The 15,683-nt window shown below is 36.4% G+C and carries 11 protein-coding genes; 4 read left to right on the top strand and 7 right to left on the bottom strand.

Going from position 1 to position 15,683, the window contains the following annotated elements; translation table 11 throughout:
• Positions 1-19 precede the first annotated feature (19 nt).
• Together Q7J63_RS03200 and Q7J63_RS03195 are read left to right on the top strand one after the other, a co-directional pair.
• A complete protein-coding gene (locus tag Q7J63_RS03200) occupies positions 20-1,468 on the top strand; it encodes a RagB/SusD family nutrient uptake outer membrane protein (RefSeq protein ID WP_304883946.1) in 1,449 nt (482 codons plus the stop codon).
• Between the two features lie 702 nt (positions 1,469-2,170).
• On the top strand, positions 2,171-2,401 hold the full coding sequence (locus Q7J63_RS03195; RefSeq protein WP_304883945.1) for a hypothetical protein: 231 nt from the start codon (positions 2,171-2,173) through the stop codon (positions 2,399-2,401).
• Positions 2,402-2,408: 7 nt separating this feature from the next.
• On the opposite strand, the gene Q7J63_RS03190 is transcribed toward Q7J63_RS03195, so the two are convergent.
• The 3 genes from Q7J63_RS03190 to Q7J63_RS03180 form a co-directional block, all read right to left on the bottom strand.
• The gene (locus tag Q7J63_RS03190; RefSeq protein ID WP_304883944.1) at positions 2,409-3,098 is read right to left on the bottom strand and encodes a sugar transferase; all 690 of its coding nucleotides are present in this window, start codon (positions 3,096-3,098) and stop codon (positions 2,409-2,411) included.
• Positions 3,099-3,287: 189 nt separating this feature from the next.
• Entirely contained in the window at positions 3,288-4,064 is a 777-nt protein-coding gene (locus tag Q7J63_RS03185; protein ID WP_304883943.1) for a WecB/TagA/CpsF family glycosyltransferase, read from the bottom strand.
• Positions 4,065-4,238: 174 nt separating this feature from the next.
• Positions 4,239-5,399, bottom strand: coding sequence for an NAD(P)-dependent oxidoreductase (locus Q7J63_RS03180; RefSeq protein ID WP_304883942.1), 1,161 nt, complete (start codon positions 5,397-5,399; stop codon positions 4,239-4,241).
• A gap of 248 nt (positions 5,400-5,647) precedes the next feature.
• On the opposite strand from Q7J63_RS03180, the gene Q7J63_RS03175 reads away from it, so the two are divergent.
• A complete protein-coding gene (locus Q7J63_RS03175) occupies positions 5,648-5,869 on the top strand; it encodes a hypothetical protein (RefSeq protein WP_304883941.1) in 222 nt (73 codons plus the stop codon).
• A 1,017-nt stretch (positions 5,870-6,886) separates the two neighbouring features.
• On the opposite strand, the gene Q7J63_RS03170 is transcribed toward Q7J63_RS03175, so the two are convergent.
• From Q7J63_RS03170 to Q7J63_RS03155, 4 genes are all read right to left on the bottom strand, one after another.
• On the bottom strand, positions 6,887-7,576 hold the full coding sequence (locus Q7J63_RS03170) for a sugar transferase (RefSeq protein WP_304883940.1): 690 nt from the start codon (positions 7,574-7,576) through the stop codon (positions 6,887-6,889).
• 2,706 nt (positions 7,577-10,282) lie between these two features.
• Complete coding sequence (locus Q7J63_RS03165; RefSeq protein ID WP_304883939.1) at positions 10,283-11,209, bottom strand: nucleotide-diphospho-sugar transferase; 927 nt, start codon at positions 11,207-11,209, stop codon at positions 10,283-10,285.
• A 1,083-nt stretch (positions 11,210-12,292) separates the two neighbouring features.
• Positions 12,293-12,442, bottom strand: a complete 150-nt coding sequence (locus Q7J63_RS03160; RefSeq protein ID WP_304883938.1) for a hypothetical protein — start codon at positions 12,440-12,442, stop codon at positions 12,293-12,295.
• A 45-nt stretch (positions 12,443-12,487) separates the two neighbouring features.
• The gene (locus tag Q7J63_RS03155) at positions 12,488-12,754 is read right to left on the bottom strand and encodes a transposase (protein WP_304883937.1); all 267 of its coding nucleotides are present in this window, start codon (positions 12,752-12,754) and stop codon (positions 12,488-12,490) included.
• A gap of 622 nt (positions 12,755-13,376) precedes the next feature.
• On the opposite strand from Q7J63_RS03155, the gene Q7J63_RS03150 reads away from it, so the two are divergent.
• The coding region (locus Q7J63_RS03150) for an Ig-like domain-containing protein (RefSeq protein ID WP_304883936.1) at positions 13,377-15,683 on the top strand (2,307 nt) is incomplete at its 3' end.

Below are 15,683 nucleotides of genomic sequence, written 5' to 3'. Positions count from 1 at the left end.
CATTAAATATAAAACTGAAATGAATTTAAAACATATAATATTAGGATTCGCCATCGCAGGATCTGCCATGGTAGCAGGTTGCAATAGCGTCATTGACATTGAGCCGGAATTTGTTCTCGATGGTAGCCAAAGGTTCAAAAGTCTGGCAGATTACGAGTTTTCTCTCACTGGAACGTATGCACTCTTCAGGTCTACTTCCTACTTCGGCAATGCATCAGGGCCAGCCGCGGCATTCTCCACCATGCCGGATATGATGTCAGACAACTTAACAGAAACCCAAGAATCCTTGGCGAATTACAGACAGTTGGTCAATTGGGATTATGCAGCTGACAACGGGGCAATCGAAGGATTGTGGACTGCAGCCTATAGAATTATTGCACAAGCCAATATCACTTTGAGAGATATTGATACATTTGCTGATGAGGATCGAGGAAGATATAATCGGATAAAAGGCCAAGCTTTGGCCATTAGGGCTTATGTTCATTTTGATTTGCTCAGGTATTTTGCTACTGATCTAACCAGAAGTTCAACCGCTCTAGGGATACCCTATAAGTTATCCTTCAACACTGACAATATTGCAAGATCAACCGTAGCACAAAGTTGGGATGGGATATTTACAGATTTGGCAGAGGCCAAAATGCTATTGGAAGATACCGACAAAACCATCAATGCTTCTGCGAATTACACAAACAGATCAAACATCGATGCCATCACAATCGACGCGATCCTAGCGAGAGCTTATCTGTATTCAGGTCAATATACCGAAGCAGCAACAGCAGCTACCAGTGTCATCGAGGAAATCCCTCTGGCATCAAGGACAGCTTTTCAGGGAATTTGGAGAGATGAAAATATCGGTCGTTCGGAAGTAATCTGGTCTATTCCTTTCAATGCAGGCGAAGGAACTCCAGGAACAAACGTATATTTTCCTAATGGAAACAGATCCTCCTTCAGACCTTCTATGGAGGTTTTGGGACAGTTTGATCCAGTGGAGGATGTTCGGTATACTTCCTATTTCCAAACTGTAGGCAATCGCTTGGTGGTCTCTAAATACTTGGGAAAAGGAAATTTGAGAGATGGAATCGTCAATTTCAAGGTGATTAGGGTGGCTGAAATGTACCTGATCAGAGCCGAAGCCAATGCAAATCAATCCGGAGGAGATATTAATGCTTTGACTGATCTCAACGCATTGCGCTTGGCCAGAATCAACGGTTATCTACCTGTTATATTGGCAGGTGATAATCTAAAAGCAGCAATTGCTGAAGAAAGAAGGAAGGAGCTTTTCGTGGAAGGACACAGATTCTTTGACTTAAAGAGAACCGACAGGGCGTTGGAAAGATCGGATTGTGGAACAGCTTTCACAAGTTGTGCATTGGCTCCAGATAATAGGGCTTGGGCATGGCCCATTCCTATTAACGAAATCAGCGCAAATGACCTAATCAATCAAGAAAATCAAAACCCTGGTTATTGATCTACCCCATGGTGATATAAATTAAACTGAATAGGCTGTCCCAAAAGGGATGGCCTATTTTTTTTTGAGTTTCTCAAACCTTTTCTAGTGGAGAATCAGTAGGGGGCGACGTGCAGATTTTTTTTGCGAATCTGGTTAAAGAACCAAAAGAAATAATGCATTGGATGACAACAACTTTAGTTAAATTGATTCGCAGGAAATGTGGGAAATCCTCTATTGCTCGCAGAAATTTGGGTGCAGGCTCCTACCCTATTGAAAATCTAACTCCAAGACAGCCTTTTGAACTAGAAATATGCATTGGTTTCGGAATAGGAATTGAAACTACAAGAAAATCAGACTATTTGGATAAATAAGTAGGCGATCGATAGGGTGAAGTCAAAGGCAGCAAACAACAGAACGATTGTTAGATAATTATAGGCTGAAATTGAATTGGTTATGCATGAATCGGCTTGAATACTGCAACTACTGAATTAGAAACTGGCATGGAGTGTGTTTTTTAAATCCGGAAAACCTGAAGTGCTTAAACCCGAAATATGCATTAAGTTTCCAAATGAGATCGAAGCTGTGGGAAAATCAGACTATTGGGAGACCAATTGCCGACACCAATAGAGTGAAGTCAAAACCAATAAACATCTAATTGAATATCAGTTAATTATAATATTGAATTGAGTTCGTAATGCATAAAAGGGGTTAAAACTAAGATTGGGTACCAGAGAGCGTTCAAACTATAATTCAAGAAAAATCAAACAAAACAGCGTCTTTGAAAAAGGATTAAAAAAACACGATTGGGCATTCGATCCAATAAATTTGAAAGAGGGTTTGAACGCACAATTATTAGCTCAGAATTTTGTTAAGAAAATCAGGCCTGCTCCGACTTTTATACTTCAAACCCTAATGCCGAAAAAAACAGAAATTGATGAATTTAGGAATTAATATGGGATTAGTATGCATTGTCATTATTGGCCAATAAGCATTTGACAGTCAAAAACATGACTTTAAAATCAAGAAACACACTCCAATTTTTGATATAGAACAAATCATATTTCAATCTCGTGTTGATGTCAAATTCATCCATTATTTCTCCCCTAAATCCTTTTGCTTGGGCAAGGCCGGTAATCCCAGGCTTTACCATGTGCCTACACATAAAATATTGGATTTTATCTGCAAATTCCTTGTTCATGGTGATGGCGTGTGGTCTTGGACCGACGATGGACATTTGACCCATCAAGACATTAATGATTTGTGGCAATTCATCTATACTGGTTTTCCGCAAGAATAAACCGACCCTCGTAATTCTTGGATCATTTTTACTGGCTTGTTTGAAATGTCCATTTGGGCTGAATTTCATGCTGCGAAACTTGTAGCAAAAAAAAGGGACATTGTTTTTACCATGTCGCATTTGCTTGAAAAACACTGGACCATTTGATTCCATCCTGATGGCAAGGGCAATCAGGGGAAATAACCAAACAGCAATGAATAATATGAAAAAAATTGAAAACACAACATCGAATATTCTTTTGGTACCTATCTGCGAAGAATCCAGTAGATTAGTGGAGTACCTGTTGATGATGAATTCAGCCTCTGCGGAAAAACCAGGTATGTTTTTGTATTTTGAAATAATAGTGGACATTGTGAAAATATTTTTTAAAACCAGTATTTTTGAGATTGTAGAACCCTAATTTTATTTGATTAAAATTTAGATTTTTATTTTTCAAATATAACCAAATATTTTCTTTTATGTTTTAAGATTCTTTTTTTAATATTCAAACATCATTTTTTTAGTATTAAAATACCTATACTAATGTTTAAATTCTATATTTTAATGAACAAATTGCTCATTATCCTTAAAACAGGTAATATCACCTAAACCCTTTTTATTTTGTTTTTCAAACATTGTTTTAATAAGGAAAATAGGACCATAAAAGAAATATCTTTTCCACATCCTCCTAGGTTCTCTAACAAACCTGCCAAACCATTCCATGCCTAACATAATCCAAATTTTACCTGGTCTTTGAATTGTCCCTGCGTAGAAATCAAACACAGCACCAATTGAACATATAATTGTTGAGTCAAGTAGATGTTTGTGTTTATTTACCCATTTCTCTTGTTTTGGCGCTGTCATACCAACGAACAAAACATCTGGTTTAAAACTATTCACCTGATTGATCATTTCTTCACTTTCTTCGTCTGAAAATTCACTTTTATAAGGGGGGGAATATGATTCAAAACTGATATTGGGGTATTCAGAATTGATTTTATTTCTTATTTTATCAAGTGTTGATACCGAAGCTCCTAAGTAAAAACATTTACCATGCTTTTTATTAAGATTCTCCAAAAGGTAATCATGAATATCAGCTCCAGCAATCTTCTTAATCTTACTTCTATTCAAGATCAAGTTAGACCAAACTACTGCTATACCATCTGGAAGAAGAATATCTGACTCCACAAGTGCTCTCTTGAAATTAACATCTTCTTCTGCAATACAAAAGGAATACTGATTGATAGTATTAATTACCAATTGACCTTGCTCAAAAATATTGTTGAGACTACCGCTAAATAACTTATAATCGAAGTAAGGTGTATTTTGAAAATTCATATAGAGAAATTGTTGTTAACTTTTTTTTTAGACATACAACATGTATTATCTTAATAATAATCAACTATTGAAGAATTAATTATATATAATCATTGAGTACGATTGAAATATAAAGACTCAACGGGTTGGACCACCAAATTAATTATGTCTATTCAATATTATAAAATATAAATATCAGAAAGATAATGATTTATTTAAAATCCTATTGGGCGGGGTGACAGCGTGTTTAATCGTTTCAAGCCAAGCATGTAACGCAAGTGATTCTGGAAGGTCAACATCACTAAAGGAAATAATTTGACCAGGATCTATATTGTCTTTCAATCGTGCATGACTCAACAATCCAATTGGAACATGGTCAACATTTTCTGAGAATTTCACACACTCACCGCGCACTTCGAAACTTCCGATGCCTTTTTCAATAACATCCCCAGCTTTCAGTGCCTTTTTTGCAATTGCTGCCACACTTACTGTTGGAAATCTACCATTGTTAAGAAGGACATTCTTCTGATAGAAAAGATTTTTCAAATCTCTGAAAATTTCAAATAAGCATAGGTGTACAGGTTTATACAAAAGGTAAAAAGGTCCTTTCCCCATTTTATAGGTAGCCAATTCTTCAGCCAAATCTTCATGGTGTGTAGCTACTATAAATACACCTGGAGGTGATTCCTTAGACACCAAATAATCACTTAAAACTGTGTTCATTTTTTTGGCTTCAGCAGCTAAAGCAAAGGCTCCTTCTTTAAAATTTTCGGTTTGAACTCCTATCAAACCCCTCTGGGCAATATTGGCGTTCAATCCATTGGCGACGAGGCACTGTTCGATTTGAAGCTTGGTACCGTCCGTAAATGAGGTGACAGAATTCAAGCTAAAACCCTGCTTTTTCGCCCAAAACATCATGTCTTCCTTGGACGGATTAAGGTTTTGGTAACCTTTTATATTCCCATAGACCAAAGGTTGAAAACCCATTTCCACTATTTCATTTTTCAGAACCGCCAAACAGCCGGGCTGATCTCCATTACCTTCTGACAAGAGTCCTCTTTCTGAAAGCCAGCTGCCTGTTAAAACCTGGGTATCTGCATCCATGGTCAATACTGGGATATTGTATTTAAAAGCCTGGAAAATAACTTCCGTACTGTAGATAGGATCACCCGTGCTCACGATTATCAAATCCGAATTGTCAAAAAGTTCCAAAGGATTTGTGGTAAGATAAGATTGATCAACCCCCAGTCCTTCTACAAAACCTTGCCTTCTCGTCAAAATTTTAGAGATAACCATATCAACACGCTTTGGAATTAATTTACTAAGACCCCTAGCGATCATCCCTGTACCAACCAAACCAATTCTAATCGGATTTTTAAGACTGTTCCTCATCTTATTAAAAATTTAATGTTCGATGATATAAAAATAAAAATTTTTAATTTATAAACCAAATATTTGTATTTGAAAAACACTTTTTATTATTTAATTTTCATTTTTAACCAAATTAAATTTTAATTAAAAAATTATTTTTTATTCTTTTTTTTATATTTTGTAAATAAAAATTAATTTAAAATCAATTTTTATTTACAAAACGTGACAAAAATATGAGTGAAGATGTAGATAAAATAATAGGACCTTTTGATTTGATGATTTTAGGTCCAAATTCAACACACAGAGAAAGTGGTTTCTTAAGTGGTTCGTTCAAAGTTGTTTTTTTGAATCCTAAAAGCATGGAAACACTTGGAGATTTATCGCTAACCTTAAGGGGTTGGAGTATAGAAAAAAATATTGCTGAACAAAAACAAATCATAAAAAAGAACTTTTAAGCAGATTATGCATGATTTAGAGTTCAAATACTTTAAATTAAATAGAAAGTGATCAGGATAAAAACAGGTAGCATTGATACTTTATTTAATGCTCCTTGTCTTTCAAAGGTGGAGGAGAAAAACAGAGTATTTAACCCCTATAGCAATGGGGGCTCCGAAAATTTAATATTCTTTTCCTCAAAACGGAAATTCCCACTTCATACCAAAGCCTATTCAAAAAAAACTTTCAAAAAGACCTACAAAAAACGTACAAAATCATGCATTTCTCCAAAACAGGATTGATTTTTGAAGCGCAAGTCAAGTGGGATAAACGGGAATATTACCAGTTTCGACCTCCTACACCACCTTACGTAACGACCAATTTACGGTGGTTCCTTATTTTGACACCGATGGTAATATAGGTGATATTGTCCATCCCTCAAAACTATTGTTACTCTTATTAATTTATTCCTAAATCCTTAATTTTATATTTACACTAATACACAATAAAACATTGATATATAGCATATTATTACGAAAATGCCATTAGGTATCATTCACTAATCTTTTGAAAATCTCAGCACTTTCCAAACCAACTGTTTAGGCAATTAACCTCGGCTGACTCCTCACTGCTTTTGTTAGCCACATCAGATTTAACATTCGCAGGTCTATCAGACATCTCCTGTTTAGGGTAACAACTCTCATCCCATCCACCTGCTGCATTAACATCAGAGAATCCTGACAGTAGGGACTTTGATTCGCAAACTCAGTAATTTTTAATAGGCCTTAAATATAGTTCCTGTCCTTCAGGCTGGGATTTTTCTGCAGACTTCCTGAAAAACTCACCTGATGGCAGTGAGATTCCACCTCATGATAGGCACTCTTTCCTAAAGGGAACACTTCCTAATACCAAGCGTGCTCAAAACTCTAGCCAAGTACTTACCGACCATGCCACGGACAAAAAAAAGTCCTCTAAAAAGGTTTTAGAAAACTTTTTTTAACCTTCTTGGTTAGAACGCTAAGGGTAAAATGTTTTTTTTAATAAGCATTTTTGTTATTGAAAATTAAACTTAGAATAGTCCAATAAATAATTTTAACGTCAAAAAATAAACTCCAATTTTTTATGTAAAACAAATCATATTTTAGCCTATTATTCATGTCAGATATATCTGTGATTTCACCTCTAAAACCTTTGGCTTGGGCTAAGCCGGTTATGCCAGGTTTAACTAAATGCCGACACATAAAATTTTGCATTTTGTCAGCAAATTCCTTATTCATTGGGATGGCATGTGGCCTAGGACCAACTATTGACATATTTCCCAAAAGAACATTAAAAATCTGAGGCAATTCATCCAAACTTGTCTTTCTTAAAAAGGAGCCAATTTTGGTAATTCTGGGATCGCATTTTGAAGCTTGTTTGAATTGACCATTTGGATCAAATTTCATACTTCTGAATTTAAAACAAATAAATGGCACATTATTTTTACCATGTCTAGGTTGTTTATAAAAAATTGGCCCATCAGATTCCAATTTTATCAGCAAAGCGACAATTGGAAACAACCAACTTCCAACTAAAATCAAAAAAACAAGTATCAAAAAAACTTCAAAAAATCTTTTCAAAAAGATCTGAGAACGATCCAAGAGATTTATTGAATACCTATTAAGAATGAAGTCCGTATCGATGGTAAAAGTTTGTGTGTTCCTAATTTTGGAAATTGTAATAGCCATAATACAATTGTTTATTTTTTTTATTCCTTGCTTCCCGAAAAGAATTGAAATATGTGAAATATGATCAAACCTTTCGACACCATAAATTTAGAAAAAAAAATAGAGACAAAACAAACAAATTACATTTTTTTTTATTTGAATTGCATTTTTGTGCATCTTTTAGTAAAAAACGGATTTTAAAGTGAAGCCAAAAGCCCCAAAAAAAAGCAAAAAACATTGCCTTTACAGCATTATTTTGGAAAGTCTGAAAAAATTTTATTCGATAATTTTTAAGACTCATAGCTTGTTCAAAGAAACGCTTAAAAGCGCGGCTTCCGGCAAATTTGTATATCCAAATATATCCAGGATCTCCTTATCACATCAGACTCCTTCCAGATATTCGAGAAAGTTAGCACCGCACTCCGGCCAGAAAACTGATTATTAATTACTGAGTAGAATATTCCCGGACAGACCCAGGTTGGGTCAGATCCAGTATGATAACGACCGAATCAAAATATATGGAATTAAGCCTCTTTAAGAAAAAAGCATCTGCCATTTAGGGATTCTCTTCTCTGACTGTGAATTCAATTTTTTAAGATATCATAGGAAAAAGAAATTCTTCCGAGAAAAGAAATAAAAATCACTTCTGTAAAGGCCTTTAAAATACTCAATTTGAACTATTTATAGCCTGCTGAAAAACTCAACCATAAAAATGCTTGCCCTGATAATTTGACTAGCTTGAGCACTAGGAGGATTGAGGTAATCCACGACTGACTGTATTTTTGAGTCTAACCCTGATCCGGTTTATGTAGAATCCATTTTTTGCCCGCTCAAACTTGTCGTCTATCGGATTTCTCCCCCCCTAACTTATGTGGTTTCACTCCCTTGGCGGATGGCCAGCCAAAGGCTTTGGCCGCTCATTTGATTTTCATTATCTTCAGCCAGTGCCTGTTTTGACGGGTACTGTATCGCTTATCTGCCAATACTTATGCAGGATAAAACACAAAACGTTTCAGGTTCTTTTTTACAAAATATTCAAAGCGAATTCACGCATTGAGCGTTCCAGGACAAGGTATCCAAAAAAGAAAATCCAACCATCAGACTCAGTTAGATCTTAACCCCAAACTTAGTATTTGCACCTGCCTTCCCCTGCACGATTGGAGCAAATGAGATAGAAGAATATTGAGTATGCGGTCTGCCACCTCCCTCAAACATATTCAGTTGTTGAAATGGTCTAGATTGATCCAGTACGTCCTCCTCAACCGGTACGGAAGGGAGAAAACAGCGAAGCCTTCGAGCAGTTTTGGAATCGACTTGAAGTTTTTTTTAGATACTGATGCTAGAATTTGATCCCTTTGAGGATCAAATTTTTTGAAGAATTTTAGTTTTGGACAACTTCAGATAAACTTTCTAGATTATTTTTCGGTATGTCCTTGGCTACTTTACCTGATGGCATTCAGGATTAGCTCATAGATGAATCCCTCCGTAATTTCTCTGGTTTTGTTGAGCAAGCCTAAATCGGTCGGATTGACAATTCCCTATGAACAGATGCTCGCTTCATAAATCCACTCCCGATTTGTTTTCACCCCTCCTTAAGGGGCTAATCTGTGTCCTTACCACTTTTATAATTTTTATTTAACGGTTCTGTCCATAAAAAACTCATGGAACTTTTGGTTCATCTTCGCAACCAACTCCTGACCCAGCCGCTTCCTGATATCCACAAACATTGAAAAATAAAAAGTGGGCTAGCTTTATATAGGCACTTTATCCTAAAAAGTATTGCAGTACCTGTCCCGAATTACAGCATACATGTTTTTTGTAATCTGGGTGACAGTTTCCCGACCATCCAGATTGAACATATTCTTGTTGTTCACCGCCCAGATCAAGATTCAGGTCGGAACTTCTGGTGTATTTCTGCGGGGTATCTTGTTATAACAGATAAACCAAATGGTCCCAAGAAATCTAGGCACTAAACACCACCCAACGGTTAGATGAATCATGCTGATTGTAAAATGATGTCTCAAATTCGAAAAAAGCCTGCTGGCTCTAGTTTGCATATTTGTCGCGTGGCGAACTCCTTTTAGAGATCTTTCGCAATGTTACTTGTCCTCTAATATAATCTAAAGAATCGCTCTCAATCTCTCTAAAACATCACTTTTTTATTTTCTTGGAAGACCCTAGCAAATTAAGTGAGCTATTAAAAATAGTTGGATCGTTCTAAAACATGGACTAAATAAAAATCACTATATCCATAGGTATCAGTTTTCGTCTATTTATCTCCCTAATTATTCAGGAATCAGCTTTGGCCTACGAACCAATCTGAAGCATCAAATGTAGCATGTCCACTTTGGTAGTTTTATCCGCTTGAACACTTTGAATTCCTTCTACTTTGGGTCGGTTCTGGCCCTCTTTCAAGTTAGCGAATGGAATAGCTTTACTCTTTTTCTCAAGCTTGAATGTGTCAGTAATTTTTAGTTCTTCCTCCAAAATTTGAAATCATTAACCTTAGAGCATGGTAGAAGATAGAACTCTTGCAGATGGCTATTCTGGGTAGAATTTTGAAGGATTCACACCAAATCGTATTCAGCGAAGAAAAATCGATTCTAAAAATCAATTACTTTAAAGCGGTTTGTCCGCTATTCTTTCCCCAAAACAACACTAACCTCAGGGAGCAATTTGCAGCACTGAAAAAAGGTCAATCTGAGCGCTTTATTTATTTAACTATATTTACCCATTAAAATCATACCCTTTAAAACCAATAGTTGAAAAAATTTTCCTTTTTAAAATCCATGCAAACATTCTATAAAAATGTTTCCTTTCTGATTCTCTGTCCTTAATAATAAAAGGTGGATGGTTTAATGGGAAATTCAATTTCTGCACCCTTGTTTCAGAAAAATTATTATTGTCACTAAAAGTATGAGTAGCATCTGCCCCAAACCCTATGTTGCTCACCAAGTTATTTTTCGGCATTATGGTTAGGCCGGAATTTATTAATCTAGTAAATTCCCATTGATAATCCCATACCCCCTTTATTTTTCCTGTATACGTTTCGGAAAATTTCCTTATCATGTACTTCCTTATTAAATAATTGGGATATAAATCATTAAAATAATTTTTAACTCCAACCTCATTAAATCTTTTCATTTCATAGTCAAAAAGTTTCCAAGCCCTTCCCCAAGTTGCCCATCCCCACATGTGCCCTATTTGGGAAAAGAAATATGAATAATCATGATCCCGAACAAACGTTGGATTATGATTTGTACCTGCGATATGCATAATCCTTGAATCATCCTTATATTTTTTCAGTAGCTCGTCACAGAAAAAGAAAAAGCTTCTATCAGGTACGCAATCATCTTCCAAAATAATCCCATACTCCTCGTGACTGAAAAGCCAAGATATCGAATCTGAGGGGCCTTTCCCACATCCTAAATTCTCGTCTCGAAAAAGAGTTTTTAGTTGGCAGGACCAATCTATTTGTTTTATGATTTCTCTTGTCTGCTTGCACCTATCCAAATCTAAGGGATTAGATTCTCTTGGTCCATCGGCAGCAATATATAAATTGGAAGGTTGAATCAATTTTAAGGCATCAAAAACCTTTTGGGTATGATCTGGTCTATTAAATATTATTAATAATACTGGTGTATCAAATACCATTATATAAGAATTAAGATAAATGTTTGTTGAAATGTTATAACCATATTCTCAAATAATTTATACCAAAATTATAAAATCAAATATCCAACATATGGTTTATTATGTTTTCCTAAGTTTTCGTCGATAAGTGAAAAACATGAGCAAATGCATCTTTCAGTGTTTAGAATTACCCTAGTAAATTTATTTTTCAAAGAAAAAAGATTGGACTTACAGAACATCAAAGTTATAGGTTTTGATGGACATTTCATGTTTTTTTATTGGAGATTCTCCCTGAAATTTGGTGGGAGGTGCTTGGATTACAATTTTGTCAAGAATAGCATTTATAATGGTGTAATCTAAGGTGGTTTCATTCCATGGACTGACGGAAACTGGGAGGTGAGAATGGCAGACTTTTTTACATGACGGACCTTCAGGGGCTTCATCAGCAGGATTCTTATCTAAATTTGCAAAAGATAAATCTACAAGTCATCTAAATTGGGGGCATATAGTCTTTCGAGAGAGTCAAAACCTGATACCTTTCAGAATTACTTGATTATCTTAAAAAAATCTCTCCTATTTTAAGAAATCTTCAAAGTCAAAAATGGATTTATTTTACAGATGGCAGGAATTTGTTTAGTACTAATAAATCAGTTTTATTGCTGTTAAAACGGGAATCTTTGATTAAAATAATTGTAGTAAATCAAGGAAATTTATTCAAAAACAAATTACTTGTATCCGACTAATTTCCAAAACTTGGGGAAAAGCTTTCTGGCTCTCTAATTAAAGAATGGTTTTTTGATTTTGAAAAACACGTCCCTGATTCAAACTGAACAATTCAAATTGTATTATTTTTAGATCTCTGTCCAAGTCTCATAACCACCCTAATCTAACAAGCTATATCATCGAAATGTTGGAGCACAAGTTCATTGGCACCATGTTTACGATGGTTACAAACGGCTCAGCTTCTTTGCAGCACTGCCTGTGAATTACCGAAAACAATAAATTGGCTATCAAAGTAATCCAAACCTCTGTTTTGAGCCCTTCCAAGGTGTCCGTGTAAAAATACCCCAATTCAAAGTTTTGTTTCAATTGCTTGAACAGAACCTAGATGCTCCATCTGTATTTGTAAAGCAGAATTACTGTACTGTCACTGTAATCAAACATATTGGATACAAACTCCAGTACCCTACCGCTGCCCGGGTCTTTGTAAATGATCAATCTTACCCATAAAGAGTCTTTTGATAGGTTTAGCATGATTATCTGATCAGAAACAACACTGCCATCACCATAATCACTGATTTAGTTTAGCTGTCCTTCCAAAACCTGATATTCTGCATTGTCATTGAGCCGGCTTACAAAAAAGCACCCATTTTCAGTCCATTCTTTCCAATTTTGATGCTTGACGTATCCTTTGTCAAAGACATAAATTGCTCCTTTTTCTGCTTCCAGCTGTCTGAGAAAAGATTCATCGTTACATGCTGCTTCTGTGATATCAATCAGGAAAGGTGCGAAGCCGCCTAACGTCATCTTTGCATGTGTTTCCAGCCCGTCTTTCTTTTTGTCCATCACCTTTGAATACATCTACAAACAATGAAATTGTAGAAGAATCAACGATCATGACTTTTTCTGTATCCACTTGCCCGGAAAGAAAGCTACATTGTACCGGTCTCAATTCTTTTTTTAATAATCAAAAAGTTGCTAATAAATCGATTCAAATACCCTACTGTTCCGGTTTATATTGGGATCGATTAGCGTGCTGACGGTAGGAAGTCTGTTAATACCCGGATGTGTAAGGCGATCTTCGAGGAAAAGTCATTTTTTAAAAAGGCTGTTGAGCGAACAGTACTTTGTGACAACTGCATACAGCATAAATACCAGTTGCTTCCGGCCAGTAATGGTATTATATCACCGATCACTCTGGTATTCTGACACACTGGAGGCAACAATTTGACGGGGAAGAAAAGAAAGTAGCTGACAAATTACTGGTTGACCGGCAAGATTCGTATTTTTGCCATAATCCTTTTTAGTGCGGTAACTTCAAACATCATAAATTTTAGCAAGATGAAAAAATCTCGCTATTATATTTTTTTTAAGAATATAAAAAAAACATGCAATGTCTTTGTCGGATGAGAGTAAAAACATATTATTATTCTTCACCATCAATCTCTGTTAACGAGTCATCAAATTCATGAAAAAAACATCTGCCAATCTGATTAAGGCCACTTTTTTCTCCTTCCTATTCTTAATTTGTTTGGTCGCTTACCCAACCACCTTTCATTTCTCTTCTTCTCTTGGCGATGATGCGCGCAGTATTGCTCAAGCTCAAAATGAAAACACACCCTGGAAGAGTATTCAAAAACTAAACTCAATTTTCAATATCCTTCGGCCCGGTGATAAAATTCTGTTCAAAAATGGTGATGCGTTTTACGGAACCCTCTCCATCACCAAATCAGGTACCGCAGGTGCCCCAATTTCATTCGGAAGTTATGGTTCAGGTGTAAAACCGATAATTACCTCGCTTGTCACGGTTTCAAACTGGATTTCCAAAGGGGGAAATATTTACGAAGCCAATGTGGAGGTTGAAGATGCTTTGAATATTGTCCTTCTCGATGGGAAAGCTCAGGCAATGGGTCGTTTTCCAAATCCGGACGCAATCAGAAAAGGGTATTTGACTATCAGTTCCACCAGCGGGGGAAATATTGTCAGCCCAGACCTTCAGGCACCCGTCAATTTTACCGGTGGTGAGATCGTCATCAGGAAAAACAATTGGATTATTGACAGACACTACATCGATCAACATTCCGGAACAAGTATCAACTACAATACGACAGGAAGTAATTATAGCCCAAAGGTGGGTTTCGGCTTTTTTATCCAAAATCACCCCGGCACCTTGGATCAAAACGGAGAATGGTTTTTCAACAAAAAGAATAAAACCCTGCAAATCTATTATGACAGAGGTGATCTCTCCTCTGCCAATATTCAGGTTGCTTTAAACAATCAGGTGATTGATATCAAGCAAGGCATCAGCAATATAACTTTTTCGAACCTGTCCATTCTTGGGGCCAATGAAAATCTGGTCAGCTTATCTAGTTCCTCAAATATTTCCTTTACCTCAAGTGAATTGAAATTTGCCGGTAAAAACGGCATCCATGCAGTAGTCACAACAAATTTTATCATCCAAAATTCCTTGGTGGAAGACATGCATAACAGCGGTCTGTTTTTCCAATGGCAGGATGTAAATATGAAAATCCTCAACAACACCTTCAATCGCACCCATTTTTTTCCCGGCATGGGCAGAAACGGTGATATGAACGGAAACACCATTTACATGAGTGAAACATCCGGCAACGGGCTTGTTGAAAACAATAAAATTTTAAATTCGGGATACCAAGGCATAAATTTCAACGGAAACAACACCATCATTAAAAATAATCTAGTTGATATGTTCTGCTTTGTAAAGGATGATGGAGCAGGTATTTATACCCACACAGGTTCAGCCAATACAACTTTGACCAATAGAAAAGTAATTAACAATATCGTAATTAACGGTATCGGAGCTGTAGATGGAACAAAACCCTATGGGCCAAAGGATTTCCCATATGTTGAAGGCATTTACATGGATGATAACTCTACAGGTGTCGAAATAAGTGGGAATACAGTTGCAAATGTAGCCTCAAGCGGTATTTATATACATAATTCCCGAAGCATTGACATTTTTCAAAACAACATTTACAATGTTGGGAATTCCATCCTTTTTGCGCACGACAACCTCGGAGATGCAAACAGGAACATCAACATGAAGAACAACAAGTTCCTTGCAAAAGACACAAATCAATCCCACATTTTTGTTCGATCAAAATTAAATGATGTGGCGCTGATGGGAACATTTGACCAAAATGTTTTCGCAAGACCTGTCAATGAAAGTAATACCATCACTCTTCAGACTCCGGCAAAAAATGGACTGATTGACCTGCAAACCTGGAAGGACAGTTACGGACTGGATAAAAACTCCACCAAGAGCCCGGTAGCTTTTGATCCCAATAAAATGGACATCGAAGAATTCATCCTCTTTGATTATAATTATTCCAATAGCGTCAAATCACTTCCTCTGTCAGGGACATATGTGGATCTAAGGGGTCAGATACTTTCCGGAAGTGTTTCTATACCCGCATATTCCTCAGTAATGCTCTTGAAAAGCCAAAAAGATTCGCCACTTGAAAATGTGGCTCCAACGGTAACCATCTCCTCTCCTTCTCAGAATGCATCCTTCTTTATAGGAGAAAACATCAGCATCACCGCAGATGCTTCCGACGCTGACGGAAATATTGCAAAAGTGGAGTTTTACTACGGTAACACCCTTTTGGGAACAGACACCACTTTGCCTTACAGCTTCACTTGGGCAAATCTGCCAATGGGATCATTTGCTTTGACCGCCAAGGCAACAGACAACAAGGGAACTTCCACCGTTTCTTCGGTGGTCAATATCAATGTGGTC

Origin of the sequence: Rhodonellum sp. (genome assembly GCF_030656585.1) — a bacterium.
GTDB lineage: Bacteria > Bacteroidota > Bacteroidia > Cytophagales > Cyclobacteriaceae > Rhodonellum > Rhodonellum psychrophilum.
This window is presented reverse-complemented; position numbering and strand designations above follow the sequence as displayed.

Excerpts from the sequence above, each read along its gene's own strand:
- Q7J63_RS03200 (WP_304883946.1), top strand. The coding sequence starts at position 20 with ATGAATTTAAAACATATAATATTAGGATTCGCCATCGCAGGATCTGCC.
- Q7J63_RS03190 (WP_304883944.1), bottom strand. The coding sequence starts at position 3,098 with ATGTCCACTATTATTTCAAAATACAAAAACATACCTGGTTTTTCCGCA.
- Q7J63_RS03185 (WP_304883943.1), bottom strand. The coding sequence starts at position 4,064 with ATGAATTTTCAAAATACACCTTACTTCGATTATAAGTTATTTAGCGGT.
- Q7J63_RS03175 (WP_304883941.1), top strand. The coding sequence starts at position 5,648 with ATGAGTGAAGATGTAGATAAAATAATAGGACCTTTTGATTTGATGATT.
- Q7J63_RS03170 (WP_304883940.1), bottom strand. The coding sequence starts at position 7,576 with ATGGCTATTACAATTTCCAAAATTAGGAACACACAAACTTTTACCATC.
- Q7J63_RS03165 (WP_304883939.1), bottom strand. The coding sequence starts at position 11,209 with ATGGTATTTGATACACCAGTATTATTAATAATATTTAATAGACCAGAT.
- Q7J63_RS03160 (WP_304883938.1), bottom strand. The coding sequence starts at position 12,442 with ATGCTAAACCTATCAAAAGACTCTTTATGGGTAAGATTGATCATTTAC.
- Q7J63_RS03155 (WP_304883937.1), bottom strand. The coding sequence starts at position 12,754 with ATGGACAAAAAGAAAGACGGGCTGGAAACACATGCAAAGATGACGTTA.